Genomic DNA, 22471 nt, shown 5'->3' with positions numbered 1-22471 from the left:
AGGTAAGTTTAGGGAATGATCAGGTGCGATACACCTAAATATGGTTATTTCACACGGGATTTCCGATTATTTTGTTCAAAAAAACGAACCTTTATAAAACATTCTCTTTTAATGTTCGTATTTCATTGACAGTGGTTTGGGGATTAGATAAACTAGAATAGGTTTGAGGCGGAATTGTCCGCTGGAACGTATTGCTGTTTGTTCTAAAGGTTAGAGTGAACAGAAAAGTTTTGTGAAAAATTAGAACTGAAATTTATGGATGAATACAAATATCTTCCTACTATTTCATTTAAAGTTTACTCGTATATATTCGGGATCAGGCCTGAATGTTTCTACCCGAGAACCTTAATTTTCGGACTACGAGCAAAATGAGACGATAAGCGATATCGAATCGTAAGGTTTCGGATCGCCATAAAGCAAATGCAAGTCTGCAAAGTGCCTTGTTAGTTGGACACTGGTTGCCTCCTTTACGGGGCAGCCTTCTGTTGTCTTTTCGGCTCTGCAGCACGATTTGTCTCGTCCTCATTGAAGTGAAGCTTGATTGGCCATGGATTCGCATGAATACCGGTCTGTGCTTCCGCTCCGGTCCTGCGGCATCCCCATTCTTATGGCTGCTGAAGGGCCTTTTCTATTTTGGATGTGTTGTTTTATAGGATGCTTGATCATTAATTATCTTATAGATGAAAGTGGGTTTGAACGCATGTCTGCGAAGGTTGGCGTCATCATGGGCAGCAAATCGGATTGGGACACAATGAAATTAGCCTGCGACGTACTAGAGGAATTGCAAATTCCTTATGAGAAAAAAGTCGTTTCCGCGCATCGGACACCGGATTTAATGTTCGAGTATGCAGAAACTGCAGTAGAACGAGGGCTTAAGGTAATTATTGCCGGAGCCGGCGGAGCTGCACATTTGCCCGGCATGGTCGCTGCTAAGACGATTTTGCCGGTTATTGGCGTTCCCGTGAAGTCTTCGAATTTGAGCGGACTTGATTCCTTGCTCTCTATCGTTCAAATGCCTGGCGGCATTCCAGTAGCTACGGTAGCCATTGGCAACGCAGGCGGAACGAATGCTGGACTGCTCGCGGCACAAATGCTGGGAGCGTTTGATCCCGAGTTGCAAGCGCGTGTAATCGCACGTCGCGAGCGTGTAAAGCAGGAAGTGCTGGAAAGCAGTGAGACGTTATGAGTCAAAAAACGGACAAGCAAACGATTCAGACGCTGTTGCCGGGCAGTACGATCGGCATATTAGGCGGCGGGCAGCTTGGACGAATGATGGCGAATGCAGGCAGCGCGATGGGTTATCGCTTCATTGCTCTTGATCCAACGCCGGATGCTCCGACTGGACAAGTAGCAGAGCAAATCGTCGCAGCTTACGACAATCACGATGCAGCGAGGGAGCTTGCAAAACGATCGGATGTCATCACATACGAATTCGAGAATGTGGACGCAGATGTAGCAGCGATGCTGATGGCAGAGTCTTATGTGCCGCAGGGAAGTGAGCTGCTGTATACAACGCAGCATCGGCTTCGCGAGAAGCGGGCGATTGAAGCAGCTGGCGTACGCGTTGCCCCTTACCGCGAGATTCGCAGCGCAGACGAGCTGCGCGAGGCTGTTGCCGCTTTTGGAACACCTTGCGTATTGAAAACAGCTATGGGCGGTTACGATGGCAAAGGCCAATGGGTCATTCGCAGCGAAAGCGAAATAGAAGAAGCGTATGAGACCTTAGCACGAGCGCGCGTCCAACTGGTGCTTGAGCAGTTCATTCGTTTTGATAAGGAAATATCAGTTATAGCGGCGAGAAGTCCGCAGGGTGAGATCAAGGTTTTCCCTGTCGCGGAAAACATACACGTCGATAATATATTGCATTTGTCTATCGTACCAGCAAGGATTACGGAGGATTTGCAGCAGCAAGCAGAACGGCTTGCAGAGCGTATCGCTGAGGGATTAGGCGTAGTTGGTCTAATTGCAGTAGAGCTGTTCGTTACAGCGGATGGTGAGCTGTTCGTAAATGAGCTTGCACCACGCCCGCATAACAGCGGTCACTACACGATGGAAGCCTGCCGGACGTCACAGTTCGAGCAGCATGTACGCGCGGTGTGTAATCTGCCGCTCGGAGATACGACGCTTATGAGTCCTGTTGTTATGGTGAACGTGCTGGGTGAGCATATCGCACCGCTTCTAGAGCTTACAGCTCGCGCGGATGAAGCGGCTAAGCGCTTGAAGGTCGCTCCGAAATTGCATTTGTACGGGAAAAAGGAAGCTGTTGTGAAGCGGAAGATGGGTCATATCAATGTTTTGGCAGAAACGACGGATGCTGCGCTTAGCTGGATCGAAGAAACAACTATTTGGAAGGTGTGAAGCAATCATGTTAGATCGTTACAGCAGACCGGAAATGAGAGCTATTTGGACAGAGGAAAATAAATTCAGAGCATGGCTGGAAGTTGAGCTTTGCGCATGCGAGGCTTGGTCTGAGCTAGGCGTTATTCCGAAGGAAGACGTTGTCGCGCTTCGCGCATCAGCTGATTTCGATATCGACCGGATTTATGAAATTGAGCAGGACACTCGTCATGACGTTATCGCGTTTACACGCGCCGTATCTGAGAAAGCAGGCCCTGAAGGCAAATGGGTGCATTACGGCCTTACTTCTACGGACGTTGTAGATACTGCTATCGGTTATTTGCTTCTTCAAGCTAACGCGATTCTTGTTAAAGATATCGAACGTTTTATCGAAATTCTTAAAAACAAAGCATTGCAATACAAGGATACGCCGATGATGGGCCGTACGCATGGCGTACACGCGCAACCAACAACCTTTGGTCTGAAAATGGCGCTTTGGTACGAGGAAATGAAGCGTAACCTGGAGCGTTTCCACCATGCAGCGAACAACGTGCAGTTCGGTAAAATGTCCGGTGCGGTAGGTACATTCGCAGATATCGATCCTTTTGTTGAAGAATTTGTATGCAAGAAGCTTGGTATTACTGCAGCTCCAATCTCAACACAAACGTTGCAGCGTGACCGTCACGCTGAATATATGGCGACTCTTGCACTCGTAGCCTCTTCGCTTGATAAATTTGCAACTGAAATTCGCGCTTTGCAGAAGAGTGAGTTCCGTGAAGTAGAAGAAGCGTTCGCAAAAGGTCAAAAAGGTTCATCCGCAATGCCGCACAAACGCAACCCAATCGGCTGCGAGAACATTTCCGGCTTGTCCCGCGTTATTCGCGGTCATATGGTTACAGCTTACGAGAATATTGCCCTTTGGCACGAACGTGATATTAGCCACTCGTCTGTTGAACGTATTATTTTGCCGGATGCAACGATGCTGCTTAACTACATGCTGAACCGTTTGGGCAACATCATCAACAACCTGACCGTGTTCCCGGAAAACATGAAGCGCAACATGCAAGCGACATACGGCGTGCCATTCTCTGGCCGCGTATTGACGAAGCTGATCGACAAAGGCTTCAGCCGTGAGAAAGCTTATGACACGGTTCAACCGCGTGCAATGCAGGCATGGGAAACAAAACGCCAATTCCGCGAACTCATTGGCGAGACAGAGGAAATTACAAGCGTGCTGACGACAGAAGAAATCGATGATTGCTTCGATCCAGCTTGGCATCTGAAGCATGTTGATACGATTTTCACACGTCTTGGACTGATTTAAGGGGAGGCTGGCCTGATGACTGCACCATCGCAAGCTCTATCGACAGCTGTCGATTATATTAAAGCTCCGCTGATTTACAAAGGAAAGGTTCGTGAGCTGTACGATCTGGGCGAGCATTTCCTCATCGTCGTAACCGACCGCATTTCCGCATTCGACTACGTGCTTGACCCAGCAGTGCCGGACAAGGGCAATGTGCTGAACCGGTTGTCCGCTTACTGGTTCGAGCAAACCGCTGACATCCAAGTGAATCACGTCGTTCATACCGATGTGGAGAAGCTTGGCGGTCTCGTCACCGAGCCGGAGCTGCTCAAAAACCGGATTATGGTTACCCGCAAAGCGGAGCGCATCGATATCGAATGTGTGGTTCGCGGCTATATCACTGGCGGCGGCTGGAGACAGTATCAGCAAACGTCAGCGATTAACGGTATAGAGCTTCCAGCGGGCCTCCGCAAAAACGAACGTTTTCCTGCTCCAATCTTTACGCCGGCAGCGAAAAACGACGTTGGCCACGACGAGGACATCCCATTTGAGAAAATGGCTGAAATGGTCGGTGCTGAGCTTGCCGAGGAGCTGCGTGACCGCAGTATCAAGCTGTATGAATACGCTCATGGCTATTGCGCAGAGCATGGCATCATCCTTGCCGATTGCAAATTCGAGTTTGGACTCATCGACGGCAAAGTGATCTTGATCGACGAAATCTTCACGCCTGACTCCTCCCGCTTCTGGGCGGAAGGTAATTATGCGCTGGATATCGAGATCGACAGCATGGACAAAGAGCCGGTACGCACGTACTTGCTAGGCTCAGATTGGGATCGCGACAGTAAGCCAGCACCGCTGCCGGATTCCGTAGTAGCTGAAACCACGTCCCGCTACCGTGACATCTACCGCCGTCTTACTGGCGTAGAGCTGTAGGAGCTTTGCTAGCTGAGTGCGGAACGGGAAAAACAGGCGTTAAATGCTGCAAAATCGAGCTAGGACGCCGAAATTGATGCAAATAACGCCTGATTTCCCTGCTAATCGCAGCAAATTAGCATTAAGAGTTGGATTAACGGGAACAACAGGCGTTAAATGCTGCAAAATCGAGCTAGGACGCCGAAGTTGATGCAAATAACGCCTGAAATTCCTGCTAATCGCAGCAAATTAGCTTTAAGAGTTGGATTAACGGGAAAAACAGGCGTTAAATGTTGCGAAATCGAGCTAGGACGTCGAAGTTTCTGCAAAAAACGCCCAAAGTTCCCGCTAATAGCAGCAAATTAGCTTTAATAGTTGGATTAACGGGAACAACAGGCGTTAAATGCTGAAAAATCGAGCTAGGACATCGAAATTAGTAAAATTAACGCCCAAAATTCCCGCTAATCGCAGCAAATTAGCTTTAATAGTTGGATTAACGGGAAAAACAGGCGTTAAATGCTGCAAAATCGAGCTAGGACGTCGAAATTAGTAAAATTAACGCCCAAAATTCCCGCTAATCGCAGCAAATTAGCTTTTAGGCTTGATTTAACGGTAGAAATTCCCGTTATATTAAAATCCGCCGCTGAAAGCCGGATGGAATGATTTTAACAACGTTGAGCGAGAGCGATGACGCTGACATAGGGGTGCTGAAGCGCATGCCGCTTAGGCAGGCAGCCAGCGAGAGCGCTGCTGCACCCCATAAGCCTGAGCGCGAAAGCGCAGGGCTGCAAATGCATTACTGACAGGCAGCATAAGCACAGGCCAGTCAAACAGGAATCAAGCGGCCAGCGATAGCGCGGCCGCCAAACAAACGCTTCACCGACCACCCTCGCAAAGGTTTTATCTCAAAATGTGTGAGCTCGGAGAGTGGGAAGTTGTTGCTGGAGAGCGACAGCGATCGCTTCTTGAAGCCGGGAAATTACCGCAAAGCGTGTAATCAGAATTTCCCGGCTTCGAAAGCGGCGTAAGCAATAACTCCCACGCCCGAGCGGCAATTACATTTTGACGAAAATCTGCTGCGAGAAAAAACCCACATTTTCAGGAGGCTATTATGAAGGCAACCGTCTACGTCACTATCAAGCAAAACGTTTTGGATCCACAAGGAACCGCTGTACAAGGAGCGCTTCACACACTTGGTTTCTCTGAAGTCGAAAAAGTACGCATCGGCAAATATTTGGAGCTTGAGCTTGATACGACTGACCGCGCAGAAGCGGAAGTACGCATTAAAGCTATGTGCGAGAAGCTGTTTGCGAACACGGTTGTAGAAGATTTCCGTTTTGAGCTGGAGGGATAGGGCGATGAAGTTTGCAGTACTTGTATTTCCAGGCTCCAACTGTGACATCGATTGCTACAAAGCAGTTGAAGACACGATCGGCCAGTCGGTTGACTACGTATGGCACACAGCTACAGACTTGTCTTCTTATGATGCGATTCTAGTACCTGGAGGCTTCTCCTACGGCGATTACCTGCGCTGCGGCGCAATTGCGCAATTCGCTGCTGTTATGGCGGAAGTTCAAAAAGCAGCTGAAGCAGGCAAATATATTCTAGGCATTTGCAATGGATTCCAAATCTTGACGGAGGCTGGCCTTCTGCCAGGCGCCTTGATTCGCAACAACGGACTGAAGTTCCGCTGCCATCAAGCGCCGCTTGAAGTGGTAAACAACAACACAGCATTTACCAACCAATATTCGCAAGGTGAAATTATAAATATTCCAATCGCACACGGCGAAGGCAACTACTATTGCGACGACGCAACGCTTGCTGAGCTTAAAGCGAACGATCAAATTATTTTCCGCTATGCGGGCGACACAAATCCGAACGGTTCTGTTGAGAACATTGCGGGCATTAGCAACAAAGCAGGTAACGTAGTAGGCATGATGCCGCATCCAGAGCGTGCAGTTGATCAATTGCTTGGCTCGGAAGACGGCAAACGGATGTTTACATCGATTTTGAATGCATGGAGGGAACAACATGGCGCAGCAGTTAACAGCTAAGGAACCGACAGCGGAGCAAATTGCCGAGCAAAAAATTTACAGCCAGTTTGGTGTATCCGATTATGAATTTGAGCTCATTTGCGGCTTTCTTGGCCGTAAGCCAAACTACACGGAGATCGGCGTATTCAGCGTTATGTGGTCAGAGCATTGCTCTTACAAAAACTCCAAGCCTATTTTGAAAAAATTCCCGATCACAGGACCTCGCGTTCTCATGGGACCGGGCGAAGGCGCGGGTATCGTCGATATCGGCGACAACCAAGCGGTTGTATTCAAAATCGAATCGCATAACCATCCATCAGCGGTTGAGCCTTATCAAGGCGCTGCAACTGGCGTAGGCGGCATTATCCGCGACATTTTCTCCATGGGCGCACGCCCAATCGCATTGCTGAACAGCTTGCGTTTTGGCCGTCTTGAAAATGAGCGCGTTAAATATTTGTTTGAGCACGTCGTTAGCGGAATTGCTGGCTACGGCAACTGTATCGGTATTCCGACGGTTGCGGGCGAGGTTATGTTCGATGAGAGCTACGAGGGCAATCCGCTCGTTAACGCGATGTGCGTTGGTCTAATCGATCATGATAAAATTCAGCGCGGTGTCGCAAAAGGGGTAGGCAACCCGGTATTCTACGTTGGTCCTGCTACTGGCCGCGACGGTATTCACGGTGCTACTTTTGCATCGGTTGAGCTTTCCGAGGAATCTGAAGAAAAGCGTACAGCTGTTCAAGTCGGCGATCCATTCATGGAGAAGCTGGTTATGGAAGCAACGCTTGAGCTGATCAACTCCGGTATCGTTCTTGGTATTCAAGACATGGGCGCAGCGGGTCTTACTTGCTCCAGTGCTGAGATGGCTTCGAAAGCTGGCAACGGCCTTGAGCTTTACCTTGATGAGGTACCGCAGCGTGAAACAGGCATGACGCCTTATGAAATGATGCTTTCCGAGTCGCAAGAGCGTATGCTCTTCGTCGTAGAGCCGCAGCATGAAGCGCAAGCGAAGGAAATTTTTGATCGTTGGGGCATTATTTGCGCCAAAGTAGGTAAAGTAACGGATGACGGTCGTCTTCGTTTGTTCCACCAAGGCCAAGAGGTTGCCGATATGCCGGTTAAAGCGCTCGTTGACGAGTGCCCTGTATACGACAAACCATCGAAAGAGCCTGCATATTACAGCGAGAATGCCGCAGTAGATACATCGGCATATGATGAAGTAACGGATTTGACTGGCGCGTTGGAGAAGGTTCTTGCCTCCCCGACAGTTGCCAGCAAAGAGTGGGTTTACAATCAATATGACTACATGGTTCGTACATCGACAGCTGTTCAGCCAGGCTCCGATGCGGCAGTCGTAACGATTCGCGGCACGCGCAAAGCGCTTGCGATGACAACGGATTGCAACGGACGTTACGTATATCTAGATCCAGAAGTAGGCGGACGTATTGCGGTGGCAGAAGCTGCACGTAATATCGTGTGCTCAGGCGCTGAGCCGCTTGCTGTAACTGACAACCTTAACTTCGGTAACCCTGAGAAGCCAGAAGTATTCTGGCAGCTTGAGAAATCGGCAGACGGGATGTCCGAGGCTTGCGTCGTGCTTAACACACCGGTTATCGGCGGTAACGTAAGCTTGTACAATGAGAACGCGAAGGGTGCTATTTACCCGACACCAGTAATCGGTATGGTCGGTCTTGTACACGACATCGATCACATCACAACGCAAGGCTTCAAAGCAGAGGGCGACGTTATTATTCTCGTAGGCGAAACAAAAGCGGAAATGGGCGGAAGCGAATTCCAGTACGTTACGCAAGGCGCTGCTGCTGGCCGTCCTCCAGAAATCGATCTTGCTACAGAGAAGAAGGTTCTGGATGCTGTCCTTGGCGCGATTCAAAAAGGTCTTGTAGCATCGGCTCATGACTTGTCCGAAGGCGGTATTGCGGTAGCTGTTGCAGAATCATGCATTAGCGGTCGTCTAGGCGCAGAAGTGGCATTGTCATCTGATCTACGTGCTGATCACCTATTGTTCAGCGAATCGCAATCCCGTATCTTGCTGTCGGCTAAGCCGGATCAAGCAGCGGCATTGCAAGCATGGCTTACAGAGCAAGGCGTTGTTCATGCACAAGTTGGTATCGTTAAAGGCAGCAGCCTGACCATAAGCGTAAACGGAAAATCCGGCATTCAGGCGCCGGTAACACAACTGGAGAAGGTCTGGAAGGATGCGATTCCATGTCTGATGAACAAATAAGACAGGAACCTTTGTTATGGACGGGCGACCACTATAACGAAGGTATTGGCCGTGACGATATGTTTGATAAATTGCGTGAGGAATGTGGCGTTTTCGGGGTTTTTAATCTCCCCGAAGCGTCCAACCTGTCCTATTATGGTCTTCATGCGCTTCAGCATCGCGGTGAGGAAAGTGCGGGAATCTGTACGGTTGATACGAAAAATGGCAATAAGTTCGCTTATCACCGCGGTATGGGTCTCGTAAAAGAAGTATTCAACAAGGAAAATCTCGATATGCTTGCCGGGGACCGCTCCATCGGCCACGTACGTTATTCGACAGCGGGAGAAAGTAAGCTTGCGAACGCACAGCCGCTTATTTTCCGCTATCGCGACGGTGACCTTGCGGTTGCTACAAACGGCAATATCGTGAATGCGCCGGAAATTCGTCGTGAGCTTGAGATGTCCGGCTCGATCTTCCAAACGTCCAGCGACACGGAAGTTATAGCGCATCTTATTGCACGTTCATCGAAGGATTTCGAGACGGCTGCGAAGGAAGCTCTGCAGCGCATCGTTGGCGGATTTGCTTTCTTGATTATGACGAACGACAAGCTGCTCGTTGCAGCTGATCCGCATGCTCTTCGTCCGCTTGTTATGGGCCGTATTGGCGAAGGTTATGTATTCTCGTCGGAGTCTTGTGCATTCGAGACAATTGGTGCCGTGTATGAGCGTGATGTACAGCCTGGGGAATTGCTCATTCTTGATGCAGACGGCATGCGCGAGGAACGTTATGCGGAGGTTGACCGCCGCGCAACTTGTGCGATGGAGTATATTTATTTTGCCCGTCCTGATAGTGATATCAACGGCATTAATATTCATATGGCCCGCAAACGGATGGGTCGCCAGCTTGCTTCCGAATCTTTTGTTGATGCGGATATCGTAACGGGTGTGCCGGATTCGAGTATTTCAGCAGCAATTGGATACGCGGAGCAAACCGGTATTCCATACGAGCTTGGCCTTATCAAAAACAAATATACCGGCCGGACATTCATCCAGCCTTCTCAAGAGCTTCGCGAGAAGGGTGTAAAAATGAAGCTGTCTGCCGTTCGTAAAGTGGTGGAAGGCAAACGTGTCGTTATGATTGATGATTCAATCGTTCGGGGCACAACATCGCTGCGGATCGTAAACCTGCTTCGTGAAGCGGGAGCGACTGAGGTGCATGTGCGCATCACATCGCCGCCTTTCAAAAACCCATGTTACTACGGAATTGATACTCCTGACCGCAAAGAGCTCATTGCTTCTTCAAGGACAGTAGAGGAAATCCGCAAGCAAATTAATGCTGATTCATTATCTTTTATAAGCAACGAAGGTTTTGTTGAGTCTGTTGGCGGCAATGATGGGGCTTATAATCGCGGCATGTGTCTAGCTTGCTTCGATAATGACTACCCAACACCAGTTAACGAAGAATCAGACAAAAGCTGCAGCTGTTAATAACATAAATGATTAACCTCATGGAGCGATTGCTGCTCCTAAATTAGTTAAGGAGTTGACCGAGAGTGTCAGAAGCGTACAAAAAAGCCGGCGTCGATATCGCGGCAGGCAACGAAGCGGTTGAACGGATGAAAAAGCACGTAAAACGGACTTACCGTCCAGAGGTGCTGGCAGAGCTTGGCGGCTTTGGCGGTCTATTCAGCCTTAACAAGGACAAGTACGATGAGCCTGTACTCGTGTCTGGGACAGATGGCGTCGGAACGAAGCTGAAGCTTGCTTTTGCCATGGACAAGCATGACACGATCGGCATTGATGCCGTAGCCATGTGCGTGAACGATATAATCGTACAAGGCGCAGAGCCGTTGTTCTTCCTTGATTACTTGGCATGCGACAAGGTCGTTCCTGAGAAAATCGAAGCGATCGTTAAAGGTATTGCAGAAGGCTGCGTACAAGCTGGCTGTTCACTCATCGGCGGCGAAACAGCTGAAATGCCTGGCATGTATCAAGGCGGAGAATACGATATCGCTGGTTTTACAGTAGGTATTGTGGATAAGAAAAAAATGATCGACGGATCAACTATTGCTGCTGGCGATGCGGTTATCGGTTTTGCTTCCAGCGGTATTCACAGCAACGGCTTCTCGCTCGTTCGCCGCTTGCTGCTTGAAGACGCAGGTTATTCGCTTGATCAAGAGCTTGAAGAGCTTGGCGGCGCGAAGCTAGGCGATGTGTTGATTGAGCCAACACGCATCTACGTGAAATCGGCGCTTAAGCTGGTTGAGCAAGTGGAAGTGAAGGGCATGGCGCATATTACTGGCGGCGGTTTTATCGAGAACATTCCGCGGGTACTTCCTGACGGCGTGAACGTAGATGTGGAATACGGCTCATGGCCGATTTTGCCAATCTTCGATTTGATGCAAAATAAAGGTGCGATTACGAATCGTGATATGTTCACGACTTTCAATATGGGTATTGGTCTAGTTATTGTTGTTCCAGCTGATCAAGCAAATGAAGCTCTTCGCATCGCTTCTGAGCTTGGTGAGCAGGCTTACCGTATCGGAACGGTTACGGAAGGAAGCCGCATCGTAACGTTTACGGGAGCGGAAGTATAATGGGAGCACTTCGCATCGCTGTTTTCGCTTCGGGACAAGGTACGAATTTCCAAGCGATTGTAGATGCGGTGCAGGAAGGGAAGCTCGATGTAACCATCGAGCTTCTTGTTTGTGATAAGCCTGCCGCTCCCGTTGTAGAGCGCGCAAGTAAGGCTGGTGTGGACACGTTCCTGTTCACGCCGAAGGAATACCCGTCTCGCGAAGCTTATGAGACGGAAATTATCGCTGAGCTAGCGCGGCGCGGTGTTGAGCTGATCGTGCTTGCAGGCTACATGCGCATTATTACGCCTTTGCTGGTTGAGCCATTTTATGGTCGGATGATTAATATTCATCCGGCACTGCTGCCGGCATTCCCCGGCGTGAATGGCATCGGGCAGGCGCTTGCGTATGGCGTTAAGCTGACTGGCGTCACCGTTCACTACGTGGACGGCGGCATGGACAGCGGACCAATTATCGCGCAGCAAGCAGTCGAAGTGCAAGGCGGAGATACGGAAGATTCGCTCGCGGAGCGTATTCACGCAGCCGAGCAGGCGCTGCTGCCCGCAGTTATTCAGCATATCGCGAAGGGTCGCGTCACACTGAATGGTCGTCATGTGACGGTAAACGGCTAATCGTTTATTGAAATAAGATCTAATATCGGCAAGTGTGGATGCAGTATTTGGAGAAGAGAAATTGTTTGGTCAAATAGATGAGGAGGGATTTGCATGGCAATTCGCAGAGCGTTAATTAGTGTTTCGGATAAGTCAGGAATCGTGGAGTTTTCTAGAGAACTGGCTAGCCAAGGTGTGCAAATTATTTCGACGGGCGGTACATTCAGCCTGCTGCAAAAGGAAGGCATTCCGGTTATCGGGATTTCCGATGTAACGGGCTTCCCGGAGGTTCTGGATGGTCGTGTCAAAACGCTTCACCCGGCCGTACATAGCGGCTTGCTCGCGGTGCGTGACAATGAAGAGCATCAGAACACGATGAAGGAGCTTGGCCTGGATTACATCGACCTCGTTGTCGTTAACTTGTATCCGTTCAAAGAAACGATCGCGAAACCTGATGTTTCCTATGAGGATGCGATCGAAAATATCGATATCGGCGGCCCGACGATGCTTCGTTCAGCTGCCAAAAACCACGCGTTCGTAACGGTTGTAGTGGATACTGCCGACTACGGTACGGTGATTGAGGAATTGAAAGCACAAGGCGATACGACGCTTGAGACGCGAAAACGCCTGACTGCCAAAGTGTTCCGTCATACTGCGGCTTATGATTCCCTTATCTCTGATTATTTGACCAAGCAAGTGGGCGAATCATTGCCTGAAACGTACACAGTTACTTACGAGAAGGTACAGGATCTGCGTTACGGCGAGAACCCGCACCAGAAAGCTGCATTCTACAGCAAGCCGCTTGCGGCAGCAGGCAACGTAACGACTGCTGAGCAGCTGCACGGCAAAGAGCTTTCCTATAACAATATTAGCGATGCCAACGCTTCACTCGCAATTCTAAAAGAATTCGATGAGCCAGCGGTCGTTGCTGTCAAACATATGAATCCTTGCGGCGTAGGAATCGGCGCTACAATCCATGAAGCTTATCAAAAAGCTTATGCAGCAGACCCAACGTCGATTTTCGGCGGTATCGTAGCTGCTAACCGTACGATCGGTGCAGACACAGCTGAGCTGCTTGGCGGTATTTTCCTCGAAATCATCATCGCGCCTGACTTTACGCCTGAAGCGCTTGAGATTTTGACGAAGAAGAAAAATATCCGTTTGATGAAGCTGGGAGAGCTTTCCGCAGCTGGTGAGCGCAAGCCGGAATGGCTTGTAACTTCAGTAGACGGCGGTATGCTCGTACAAGAGAGCGACGTTCATTCGGTTACAGAAGCAGATTTGCAGTTTGTGACAGATCGCAAACCGACTGCGGAAGAGCTGAAACAGCTGCTATTCGGCTGGAAAGTTGTTAAACATGTAAAATCGAATGCGATTTTGCTTGCAAAGGACGATATGACGATTGGCGTTGGCGCTGGTCAAATGAACCGCGTAGGCGCAGCTCGCATTGCAATTGAACAAGCTGGCGAAGCGGCAAAAGGAGCAGCACTTGCATCGGACGCATTTTTCCCAATGGGCGATACGGTAGAGCTTGCTGCCAAAGCAGGCATCACAGCGATCATTCAACCAGGCGGCTCAATCAAAGACGAAGAGTCGATTGCTGCGGCTAATGCGAACAACATCGCGATGGTGTTCACAAGCGTTCGTCACTTTAAACACTAGAACCTGGCGCAGCTATTCAAATAGGCAGCCGCACGTTAACGACAGAGAGCTGGCGCGGGCGGCGGCTGCATTTTTAATGCGTTTTTGCTTGTATTTAGTCATTTGGGAGGTTAACGATTATGCGTATTTTGGTAGTTGGCGGCGGCGGACGAGAGCATGCAATCGTATGGGCGCTTAAGAAAAGCGAGAAGGTAAAAGAAATTTTTTGCGCACCGGGAAACGCAGGTATTGCTCAGCTAGCTGAAATTGTACCGATCGCGGTCAATCAATTTGATGAGCTTATTCAGTTTGCAAAGGATGCTGCAATTGATCTTGTTTTTGTAGGTCCGGATGATCCGCTTGCAGATGGTATCGTAGACGCATTCGAAGCAGCAGGAATCGTGGCATACGGTCCTCGCAAAAATGCGGCTGAAATCGAAGGTAGCAAAATTTTCATGAAAAATCTATTGAAAAAATACGATATTCCTACGGCGAAATATGAAACATTCACCGACTATGAATCAGCGTCTGCTTACCTTCGCGAGCAATCCGCTCCTATCGTTATTAAAGCTGACGGGCTCGCAGCTGGTAAAGGCGTTACGGTTGCAGCTACGCTAGAGGAAGCGGAGCAAGCGCTGCGCGACATGATGGTTGATAAAGTATTCGGCCAAGCAGGAAGCCAAATTGTTATCGAGGAATGTCTAGTTGGACAAGAGATGTCCATTCTCGCTTTCGTTGACGGTGAGACGGTTCGCGCTATGGTTCCAGCACAAGATCATAAGCCCATCTTTGATGGAGACAAAGGCCCAAATACAGGCGGCATGGGTACCTATACACCGCTGCCTCATATCGATCAAGCCATCATTGACGAATCGATTCAGAAGATCATCATTCCAACGGCAAAAGCGATGGTCAGCGAAGGCCGTCCATTCCGCGGCGTTTTGTTCGCTGGTCTTATGATTACGAAGGACGGTCCAAAAACGATCGAATTTAACGCTCGCATGGGTGATCCAGAAACGCAGGTTGTACTGCCTCGTTTGCAAACGGATCTGATCGACATCGTGCTTGCATCGCTGAATGGCAATTTGGATCAACTTGATATTCAGTGGAGCGAGGAAGCAGCCGTTTGTGTTGTTGTCGCATCGGAAGGTTATCCAGCTTCTTATCCAAAAGGTCGCGTAATCACCGGTCTTGCAGAAGCAGAAGCGCAGGGAGCACTTGTGTTCCATGCTGGAACGGCTGAGAAGGATGGGCAATTCGTTACAAACGGCGGCCGAGTTCTAGGTATCGTTGGCCGCGGCCGCGACATTGCAGAGGCTCGTGCACGCGCGTATGAAGCGGTTAGCGTGATCGATTTTGAAGGCAAGCAAAACCGTACGGACATCGCAGCTAAAGCACTAATCTAAGATGTTTAGTACGAAATATAAATATGGTCTTTCCTTTATTTTGGTCAACCAGAAATCTCTGGTTGGCTTTTTTTTATTTTCGCCTATTTTTGTGCCAAGTGTGTCAAAATCACTCGAAAGGTGTTACTAATTTGTAACTCTATCAATATGCCGCAGCGTTACAATGAATCTATCAGCGAGGAATAGAAGGTGAGTGTAATGAAAAAAGTAAGACAGCGTCGTTTTTTGTTTTTAGGAGTCCTATCAATTGTAGTAATCATGAGCCTCAGTGCTTGTGGGGCAAAAGGCGGATTAAGCTTATCAACGCTTTTGACAGGCGAGAAAAATCCCATTGTAGATAATGGGAACAACGAGAAAGGGCCAGAAATGGGAAGCGGAACCACAGGTGACGGAGATGTCGTTATTATCGGCAACAACGGAGGCAAAGACGGTGATATCATTCATGGCGATGTGGATAATAAGCCAGTTGAACCAGATAAGGGAAAACCTGAAGTTCCTGTAACGGAAAAGCTGGACAAGCCGGATCACGTCATAGCAGCATCAAAGCCAGACAAAGGTAAAAAACTTATCGCGCTCACGTTCGACGATGGTCCAGACAAGCGTTATACAACCGATATTTTGGATATCCTGAAGGAAAAAGGAGTTAAGGCCACTTTCTTTGTAGTCGGGCAACAAGTTACGAAAAATCCAGAAGTGCTGCAGCGTATTGTAGACGAAGGGCATGCAATTGGCAATCATACAAACAATCATAAGGATTTATCTAAGCTAGACGAGCAGGGAATTATTGAACAATTTAAAGAAGCGGATAACGCAATTAAAGAAGCGATCGGCATTACACCAGCAATGGTTCGCGCGCCTTATGGAGCAGTATCGGATACGGTTAAAGCATTAGTGAAAGAAAATCATCGTGAACTAATTGGCTGGAATATCGACACGCGCGACTGGGCGGGCACCTCGTCTTCCGATATGATTAAAATGATTAAGAAAGAAGCCAAACCAAATGGTATGATATTAATGCATTCTTTTGGAAGCAAACATGTTAAAAATACGGTACACGCTTTACCTGCTATCATTGATCTTTTGGAAAATATGGGTTATACGTTAGTGACTGCCGATCAATTGGCTTAACTGGGAACATGCACGAGGAGGCTGCAACGTTGGATAACGCAAGTGATAGTAATGTGAGAAATAGGCGTGGACCAATCATGAGATGGAGCTTAATGCTCGGCGGCTTGATTCCACTCCTATTGCTCGCAGCTGGCTGTCGTTATACAGCCGCGCCTGCAGATCTTCTGCAGAAGCCTGCTATTTCACCCGAGAAACAGGCTATCGTGCAGGCAATTGAAAAGAATTTACCGGATTACAGCAAGCTGACACTTCCTCTTAGAGAGGATCATATGGAAGCCATACGCCTCATTGATGTGGACGGAGACGGAACGGAAGAGGCTATCGTTTCTTATTACAATGAATACAGTTCACCTGAGTTAATGGTGTTCAAATATACGAATTCCGTATGGAAGCCGTGGGTGCTCATTCAGCAGCCGCTGGCTAGATTAATTGATTGGCTGAAAATAGAGGATCTCGATAACGATGGTCAAATGGAAATCATGATCGGGTGGATCGGAGCTTTTGACAGTCCGAATGTGCTCGAGATTTATTCGTTTAAATCGAAGCCAGTTCGCAATGATGTCGGCAAATTGACATTGAAGCCTATGGAGACTTTGCCTTATTCTTATGGAGATACGGGCGACATTAATGAGGATGGACGAATGGAGCTTGCGATTATATCGGAGATCGGTACGAATCAAGAAATGGCGCTGCCTGAATTCCATTTAACCCTTTACAATTGGATCAACGGGAGCATGCGGGAAATACATACAGAGAACCTGTATAAAGAAGTGAATAGTTATGATCGTTTGCTCATTGGACGGATTTCACCTACTCGTAGAGGTATTATTTTGGAAGCATCGACCGGCGCGCACAGTACTTATACCACTATGTACGTGTGGGAGCGAAACAAGCTCAGGCTCGTTTATCCGAATCGATCTATAGGGCAGGAAGGAATTAGCGGCACGCCAACGATGAGCAAGGATATCAATGGCGATGGCATCTTTGAACTGCCATGGACGAAAGAGGCTCCGGGTTATTCAGAGGTTCCTTATTCCGATTCCAAATGGTTGGATGAATGGATGCAATGGGACGGTAAATCTGATTTTGTGAAAATAACAGAGGAATTTTCTGATTATAGTTATGGTATACAGCTTCGTATACCTGAACAATGGTTAGGCCGTTATACGATGCACAGCTTGAACGAGCCGCATGCCCTTGTATCCATCGATTACTGGAATGAAAAATTGAATAAGACAGCCAAGCTGGCGACCTTATATGCAGTACCGCAGAAGCAGTGGGATAGCGTTGAATCAACTTGGAAGCAGCAATCTAAACGATATCGGCAGCTAATGACGGACAGCGGCAATGTTTTTGCGGTTTCATTCGTAGTGGAAGCTCCAGCCGAGTGGCCTGAAGCAGACCGGCAAGCTTTTAGCGAGATGGCAGGGGTAGAAGCAGAGTTTGCATCTTCGCTTACTATCCGTAACGATTAAGAGAGAAAAGCGGGTGCTTTAAGCTATGCGTATATTATTGTTGGAGGACGAGGAGTCCATCCGCGGCTTTGTCCGCATTAATCTAAAGCGCAACGATATGGAAGTGATAGAGGCGGAAACAGGCGAATCAGCGTTAGCGCTTGCAGATACAGAAGGGCCTATCGATATTGCGCTGCTTGACGTTATGCTGCCGACAATTAGCGGATTTGAAGTGTGCGAGCAGCTGCGTGCCCGCTATCCGCGCATGGGTATTATTATGCTAACGGCGAAGTCGCAGGAAGAGGATAAAATTCATGGGCTGGAGCTAGGTGCAGATGATTATGTGCAGAAGCCGTTCAGTCCAGGCGAGCTTATTGCGCGCATTAAGTCGCTCTATCGGAGAATGAAGCCTCAGCTGGATGATCAGGAGCAAGAGGTTGGCGCTGCATCGGAATCGATTGCGGCAAGTGAGGAAGTGTCCCGTGGCGAAGCAGCGCCTATAGCGGCACCGACATCTGCATTTCATGTTCAGCGTTCGATAGAAGAACAGCAGCCTACGATGATTTATGGAAGCGGCGGCTTTCATCATCAGGAGCTGCATGTACAGCCGTTCCGGCTCTCTGTAGCAGAGCGGAAGCTGTGGAAGCAGGGCAGGGAAATTATTTTGACGCCTACGGAATGGACGCTTGTACGACTATTGATGGAACGAGTCGGCGAGAGCGTCAGCCGAGATCATATTTTGACAGAGGTATGGGGCAGATATTATGTTGGAGATCTTAAGGTAGTGGACGTGAATATTCGAAGAATTCGCCAGAAAATCGAGAAAAACCCATCCGATCCAGCCTTTATTGAAACGGTTTGGGGTTATGGTTATCGGTGGAAGCGGGGCGGCGACGAATGAAAAGCGTACAAACGAGAATGGTGTGGAGCTATTTGCTGCTCATCGTGCTTGTCGTCAGCGTACTTGGTGGCGTGTTCGCAGCATTAATGTGGAACTACTATTACGGAAGCGCGCAGAGCTCCGTTAAACAACGTGCGGAGTCGGCGTTAACACTGCACAGCCGGTCGCTTTCCTCGCTTACAGTGAAGGATCAGGGAGATTATATTTTGCAATACATGGTTGAGAGCGGCACTAGGCTGCAGCTTCTTGATAGCACGGGTCAAATTAGGATCGATTCCGACGGTTTTGCACCAGATATTCGTTATACGACTGCTGATGTGAAGTCCGCGATTGCAGGGACAACGGGAAGCTGGCGGGGAGTTGATCCTTATTATGGAGAACGGGTCATGTCGGTCACGATACCGCTTTGGAATGAAACACGGGTCGTATCCATGCTTCGTTATTCAGCTTCCTTGAATCAAGTAGATGCGATGGTGAGCTTGCTTATCCGGATGGCAACAGCGGTTGGTATCGGAGTTGTCCTTTTGTTTCTTGGCTTAAGCTTGTTTCTCGCCCAGCGAATCGTCAAGCCGATTCGAGAGCTTACACGAGCGGCGCGCTATATGGCCGAGGGAGATTGGACGCATCGGGCTATTCAGCGAAATGATGATGAAATTGGTCAACTCGCAGAAACGTTTAATGCAATGGTATTAGAGCTTAGCAAACGTGAGAAGCTGAAGGATGACTTTATTTCTTCGATATCCCATGAGCTTCGCACCCCGCTTACATCGATTAAGGGCTGGAGTGAAACCTTAAAGGAAAGCGAGCCTACCGAGGATGATGAAGAGGTAAAGCTGGGCTTATCCATTATTAGCAAGGAAACGGAGCGCTTATCGGGGCTGGTCGAAGATTTGCTCGATTTCTCGAAGCTGTCGGCTAGGACGATGGAGCTGCATAGTGAAGTGCTTGATTTCAATGGTCCGGTTAAAGAAACGGTTAACCAGCTAGGGGTTCGCGAGGAGCATACACGGGTACGGATATTGGCTAACTACGGCAAAAGCCCCATCGTTGTTCGAGGGGATGCGAATCGGCTCAAGCAGGTGATCATTAATCTAATTGACAATGCGCTCAAGTTTACACCTGCTGGCGGCACCATTCGTGTAGCAACGACCATCGAACAAGATAGCGCGATGCTCACGATAGCGGATACAGGCTGTGGGATTGAAGCAGAGGACTTGCCTCATGTCACTGAAAAGTTTTATAAAGCGAGTACCGGCCATGGCGGATCTGGACTCGGACTAGCTATTTGCAAGGAGATCATTGAGCTCCACGGCGGTCAGTTAACCATTGACAGCGAACGTGGAGCCGGAACCATTGTGACGATTCGAGTGCCGATCATGCATGAGGAATAATCCATTCTCTCAGCTGCTCGCGGTGCTCTTATCGTCATTCTTTATAGAACAGCAGCTTGCGGTTCGCATATACAAACGATATCGCAACTGCGATTCCTATAATAAGCAGCAATGACAGCCAGTGATCCTTTATAAAGGCAATCCATAAAGGCATAGCTTTGCACCTCCTAAAATGTGAATCTGCTAAACATATGGGTAGTATGTCCCGAATAGGAGCAGTATAAAGTTTGCTGGTTTTATTTTCTTTGTGAGATTGACAGGTACAGAGCAGTGATGATATTATGGTTTTAATATTAATTCATAGTATACGGGTAGGAATTATTATATATAGGCTTTCAGGAGGTTATCGGATGGAAAAGCACTTGACGCTGCGACATAACGAGCTTGAGCTTGCGGCAACGCTGCATTACCCTACGGATGGAAATAAAAACGATTCAGAAAAAAAACAAGCCATCATTATATGCCATGGATTCATAGGCTCTCGCATAGGTGTTGACCGTTTGTTTGTAAAAACGGCTAGAGCGCTTGCGGCGCAAGGCTCTTATGTCCTTCGTTTCGATTATGGCGGCTGCGGCGAGAGCAGCGGTGACTACGGAGCTCTCGGCTTTGATTCAATGGTTGATCAGACTAGAAGCGCGATTGATTATTTATCAAGCATGGAATGTGTCGATCCACTCAGAATCGTATTGCTTGGCCACAGCCTCGGCGGGGCGGTAGCGATTATGACAGCAGTTAAAGATAAGCGCGCTAAACGTCTTGTGCTTTGGTCGCCTGTTGCATATCCGTTCAATGACATTGTACGGATCGTAGGACGCAGCAGTTATGACGATGCTGTAACTGGAGGAAGCTCCGATTATCAAGGGTATACGCTGCAACCTGTATTTTTTGATTCGCTGCTTCAACACCAGCCTTTCCAAGCAGCTACTAAATTTGGCGGCGAGGTGCTGCTGGTTCACGGTACTAGCGATGAGCTTATACCTGTCGATTACAGCTTCTTATACCAGAAGGTGTTCTGGACCCGCAATGAGGGCCTTTGCGATAAGGAAATTATTTTTCAAGCGAATCACACCTACTCCGCTCGCAATCATCAGGAGGAAGCGATTCGCGTAACCTCAGATTGGCTAAAAGGACTTGATAAACAGCAAGAAGAATGGCATCACTGGAGTATTTAAAGCGGAATGAAAATATAGAAGGGGCAAGTTCTTGTTAGCCAAGAGCTTGTCCCTTCTATTTTTTTGTCGCACGTCCATACGGTGCTAAGACCATGCTTTCTGTCAGGAAATTGGGATATGATATGAAAAATTTGGATTTTTTAACCTGGAAAGCAACTTATTTGTCGAGACATACGCCCTCAATTGTGTTTAAATGGAAGTAATATGAAAACGAATACAAGCTATGTTTTAGCGGGAAAAGGCAGGTAAACGCATGAATAAAAGAATTCGAAAATCGGCAGTTTTGCTATTATTATCGCTTATACTCCTTATTACAGCTTGCAGTGGAGGGAAAGGCAGCAACGATACACCGACAGAGACAAATGATATTATTGATCCTAATAGTACGGATGAGCCAGTGACGGATCCGACGCCGCTCCCTTATGATGCTCCGCTAAGCGGACTGAAGCTGGAAAATGCGGCAAACGCAAGACCGATTGTCGTTATGATTAATAATTTCGCAGCAGCTCGTCCACAGTCTGGTTTAACAAACGCTGACGTAATCTGGGAAGTGCTTGCGGAAGGCGGCATTACTCGTTTAATTGCCGTATTTCAGAGTACGAGCGCAATAACCGATACGATTGGACCTATACGCAGCATCAGACCTTATCTGATTGATATTGGAGACAGTTATGGCGCGGTGCTTGCCCATGCGGGAGCGAGCAATGATGGTTATGCAGTGCTGCAAAGGCAGGGCAAACCTTATTTGGATGAAATCTCGAATGCAGGCAGCTACTTCTGGAGAAGCAAGGAACGTAAGGCTCCGCATAATTTGTATTCAAATCTAGAGAAGCTGCGTACGGGCGCAGAGAAGAAGAAATACAGCATGGACAAGCAGGTTCCGCCTTACACGTTCGCGGAAGCGGGTTCCACAGAGGTTGGTGTCCCGGCAGCCGACATTACAATAAATTTTTTGCTCAAAAATTATAACGTTGGATACAAGTACGATTCAGTATCAGGCTTATACAAACGGTCAATTGGCGACAAACCGCATATCGATTTGAACAATAATGAACAGCTTTCCGGTACAAATTTGGTTGTTCTTGGAGCGGATCACAAGACGCTTGATAAAGAGGGACGATTGGCCGTCGATCTGACAAAAGGAGGCTCGGCGATTCTGTTCCAAAAAGGCAAAGCGATCGAAGCAGAATGGGTAAGAGCTCCAGATGGAATGATTCGAATTGTAAAGAATGGAGCAGAGCTGCCGTTTGTCCCTGGAAAAACTTTCTTTCATATCGTGCCAAACAAACCGACATTCGAAGGGCATGTAACATGGGTACAAACGTAGCAAGTTGGAGACACTGTTAACAGACGTTGACGGATGAGCTTCCAAGGATCAAAAGG

Annotated in this window: 19 protein-coding genes and 1 riboswitch; all 19 genes read left to right on the top strand. The window is 48.4% G+C overall.

Going from position 1 to position 22471, the window contains the following annotated elements; translation table 11 throughout:
* The first annotated feature begins 280 nt into the window (after nt 1-280).
* Nucleotides 281-380: riboswitch (purine riboswitch) on the top strand.
* 320 nt (nt 381-700) lie between these two features.
* The 19 genes from purE to BK120_RS29510 all read left to right on the top strand — a co-directional run bounded on the left by purE (nt 701) and on the right by BK120_RS29510 (nt 22415).
* A complete protein-coding gene (gene purE / locus BK120_RS29595; protein ID WP_076271102.1) occupies nt 701-1186 on the top strand; it encodes a 5-(carboxyamino)imidazole ribonucleotide mutase in 486 nt (161 codons plus the stop codon).
* Nucleotides 1183-2358, top strand: coding sequence for a 5-(carboxyamino)imidazole ribonucleotide synthase (gene purK / locus BK120_RS29590; RefSeq protein WP_076271101.1), 1176 nt, complete (start codon nt 1183-1185; stop codon nt 2356-2358). The genes purE and purK overlap by 4 nt, the downstream gene beginning before the upstream one ends.
* Before the next feature lie 7 nt (nt 2359-2365).
* Nucleotides 2366-3661: an adenylosuccinate lyase gene (gene purB / locus BK120_RS29585; RefSeq protein ID WP_076271100.1), complete on the top strand. Its 1296-nt coding sequence runs from the start codon at nt 2366-2368 to the stop codon at nt 3659-3661.
* A gap of 15 nt (nt 3662-3676) precedes the next feature.
* Entirely contained in the window at nt 3677-4573 is an 897-nt protein-coding gene (locus tag BK120_RS29580; RefSeq protein ID WP_076271099.1) for a phosphoribosylaminoimidazolesuccinocarboxamide synthase, read from the top strand.
* Nucleotides 4574-5211: 638 nt separating this feature from the next.
* Complete coding sequence (locus BK120_RS35590; protein ID WP_179089926.1) at nt 5212-5355, top strand: hypothetical protein; 144 nt, start codon at nt 5212-5214, stop codon at nt 5353-5355.
* Nucleotides 5356-5660: 305 nt separating this feature from the next.
* Nucleotides 5661-5906, top strand: a complete 246-nt coding sequence (gene purS / locus BK120_RS29575) for a phosphoribosylformylglycinamidine synthase subunit PurS (RefSeq protein WP_175598164.1) — start codon at nt 5661-5663, stop codon at nt 5904-5906.
* Between the two features lie 4 nt (nt 5907-5910).
* Nucleotides 5911-6606 (top strand): phosphoribosylformylglycinamidine synthase subunit PurQ, encoded by a 696-nt coding sequence (gene purQ / locus BK120_RS29570; RefSeq protein ID WP_076271098.1) that lies wholly within the window; start codon nt 5911-5913, stop codon nt 6604-6606.
* Complete coding sequence (gene purL, locus BK120_RS29565) at nt 6584-8830, top strand: phosphoribosylformylglycinamidine synthase subunit PurL (protein ID WP_076271097.1); 2247 nt, start codon at nt 6584-6586, stop codon at nt 8828-8830. Before purQ ends, purL begins: the two co-directional genes overlap by 23 nt.
* Nucleotides 8812-10296, top strand: coding sequence for an amidophosphoribosyltransferase (gene purF / locus BK120_RS29560; RefSeq protein WP_076271096.1), 1485 nt, complete (start codon nt 8812-8814; stop codon nt 10294-10296). The genes purL and purF overlap by 19 nt, the downstream gene beginning before the upstream one ends.
* Before the next feature lie 65 nt (nt 10297-10361).
* Entirely contained in the window at nt 10362-11405 is a 1044-nt protein-coding gene (gene purM, locus BK120_RS29555) for a phosphoribosylformylglycinamidine cyclo-ligase (RefSeq protein WP_076271095.1), read from the top strand.
* Nucleotides 11405-12016, top strand: a complete 612-nt coding sequence (purN, locus tag BK120_RS29550) for a phosphoribosylglycinamide formyltransferase (protein WP_076271094.1) — start codon at nt 11405-11407, stop codon at nt 12014-12016. Before purM ends, purN begins: the two co-directional genes overlap by 1 nt.
* Nucleotides 12017-12109: 93 nt before the next feature.
* Nucleotides 12110-13657, top strand: a complete 1548-nt coding sequence (gene purH / locus BK120_RS29545; protein ID WP_076271093.1) for a bifunctional phosphoribosylaminoimidazolecarboxamide formyltransferase/IMP cyclohydrolase — start codon at nt 12110-12112, stop codon at nt 13655-13657.
* A 119-nt stretch (nt 13658-13776) separates the two neighbouring features.
* Nucleotides 13777-15042 carry a phosphoribosylamine--glycine ligase gene (gene purD, locus BK120_RS29540; RefSeq protein WP_076271092.1) on the top strand — a complete coding sequence of 422 codons (1266 nt, stop codon included), beginning with the start codon at nt 13777-13779 and terminating at the stop codon, nt 15040-15042.
* 198 nt (nt 15043-15240) lie between these two features.
* A complete protein-coding gene (locus BK120_RS34725; RefSeq protein WP_083682628.1) occupies nt 15241-16170 on the top strand; it encodes a polysaccharide deacetylase family protein in 930 nt (309 codons plus the stop codon).
* A 29-nt stretch (nt 16171-16199) separates the two neighbouring features.
* Nucleotides 16200-17645, top strand: a complete 1446-nt coding sequence (locus BK120_RS29530; protein ID WP_076271091.1) for an FG-GAP repeat domain-containing protein — start codon at nt 16200-16202, stop codon at nt 17643-17645.
* 25 nt (nt 17646-17670) lie between these two features.
* Nucleotides 17671-18525 carry a response regulator transcription factor gene (locus tag BK120_RS29525; RefSeq protein ID WP_076271090.1) on the top strand — a complete coding sequence of 285 codons (855 nt, stop codon included), beginning with the start codon at nt 17671-17673 and terminating at the stop codon, nt 18523-18525.
* On the top strand, nt 18522-19916 hold the full coding sequence (locus tag BK120_RS29520) for a sensor histidine kinase (protein WP_076271089.1): 1395 nt from the start codon (nt 18522-18524) through the stop codon (nt 19914-19916). The genes BK120_RS29525 and BK120_RS29520 overlap by 4 nt, the downstream gene beginning before the upstream one ends.
* Before the next feature lie 350 nt (nt 19917-20266).
* Entirely contained in the window at nt 20267-21088 is an 822-nt protein-coding gene (locus BK120_RS29515; protein WP_076271088.1) for an alpha/beta hydrolase, read from the top strand.
* A 253-nt stretch (nt 21089-21341) separates the two neighbouring features.
* Nucleotides 21342-22415 carry a DUF3048 domain-containing protein gene (locus BK120_RS29510; RefSeq protein ID WP_076271087.1) on the top strand — a complete coding sequence of 358 codons (1074 nt, stop codon included), beginning with the start codon at nt 21342-21344 and terminating at the stop codon, nt 22413-22415.
* Nucleotides 22416-22471 lie beyond the last annotated feature (56 nt).

Origin of the sequence: Paenibacillus sp. FSL A5-0031, assembly GCF_001956295.1 — a bacterium.
Taxonomy (GTDB): domain Bacteria; phylum Bacillota; class Bacilli; order Paenibacillales; family Paenibacillaceae; genus Pristimantibacillus.
The sequence above is the reverse complement of the archived record's forward strand: the minus strand, read 5'-3'. Positions and strand labels throughout refer to the sequence as shown.

Excerpts from the sequence above, each read along its gene's own strand:
- purB (WP_076271100.1), top strand. The coding sequence starts at position 2,366 with ATGTTAGATCGTTACAGCAGACCGGAAATGAGAGCTATTTGGACAGAG.
- BK120_RS29525 (WP_076271090.1), top strand. The coding sequence starts at position 17,671 with ATGCGTATATTATTGTTGGAGGACGAGGAGTCCATCCGCGGCTTTGTC.
- BK120_RS29580 (WP_076271099.1), top strand. The coding sequence starts at position 3,677 with ATGACTGCACCATCGCAAGCTCTATCGACAGCTGTCGATTATATTAAA.
- BK120_RS34725 (WP_083682628.1), top strand. The coding sequence starts at position 15,241 with ATGAAAAAAGTAAGACAGCGTCGTTTTTTGTTTTTAGGAGTCCTATCA.
- purQ (WP_076271098.1), top strand. The coding sequence starts at position 5,911 with ATGAAGTTTGCAGTACTTGTATTTCCAGGCTCCAACTGTGACATCGAT.
- purL (WP_076271097.1), top strand. The coding sequence starts at position 6,584 with ATGGCGCAGCAGTTAACAGCTAAGGAACCGACAGCGGAGCAAATTGCC.
- purN (WP_076271094.1), top strand. The coding sequence starts at position 11,405 with ATGGGAGCACTTCGCATCGCTGTTTTCGCTTCGGGACAAGGTACGAAT.
- BK120_RS29510 (WP_076271087.1), top strand. The coding sequence starts at position 21,342 with ATGAATAAAAGAATTCGAAAATCGGCAGTTTTGCTATTATTATCGCTT.
- purH (WP_076271093.1), top strand. The coding sequence starts at position 12,110 with ATGGCAATTCGCAGAGCGTTAATTAGTGTTTCGGATAAGTCAGGAATC.
- purE (WP_076271102.1), top strand. The coding sequence starts at position 701 with ATGTCTGCGAAGGTTGGCGTCATCATGGGCAGCAAATCGGATTGGGAC.
- BK120_RS29515 (WP_076271088.1), top strand. The coding sequence starts at position 20,267 with ATGGAAAAGCACTTGACGCTGCGACATAACGAGCTTGAGCTTGCGGCA.
- BK120_RS29520 (WP_076271089.1), top strand. The coding sequence starts at position 18,522 with ATGAAAAGCGTACAAACGAGAATGGTGTGGAGCTATTTGCTGCTCATC.
- purK (WP_076271101.1), top strand. The coding sequence starts at position 1,183 with ATGAGTCAAAAAACGGACAAGCAAACGATTCAGACGCTGTTGCCGGGC.
- purF (WP_076271096.1), top strand. The coding sequence starts at position 8,812 with ATGTCTGATGAACAAATAAGACAGGAACCTTTGTTATGGACGGGCGAC.
- BK120_RS35590 (WP_179089926.1), top strand. The coding sequence starts at position 5,212 with ATGATTTTAACAACGTTGAGCGAGAGCGATGACGCTGACATAGGGGTG.
- purD (WP_076271092.1), top strand. The coding sequence starts at position 13,777 with ATGCGTATTTTGGTAGTTGGCGGCGGCGGACGAGAGCATGCAATCGTA.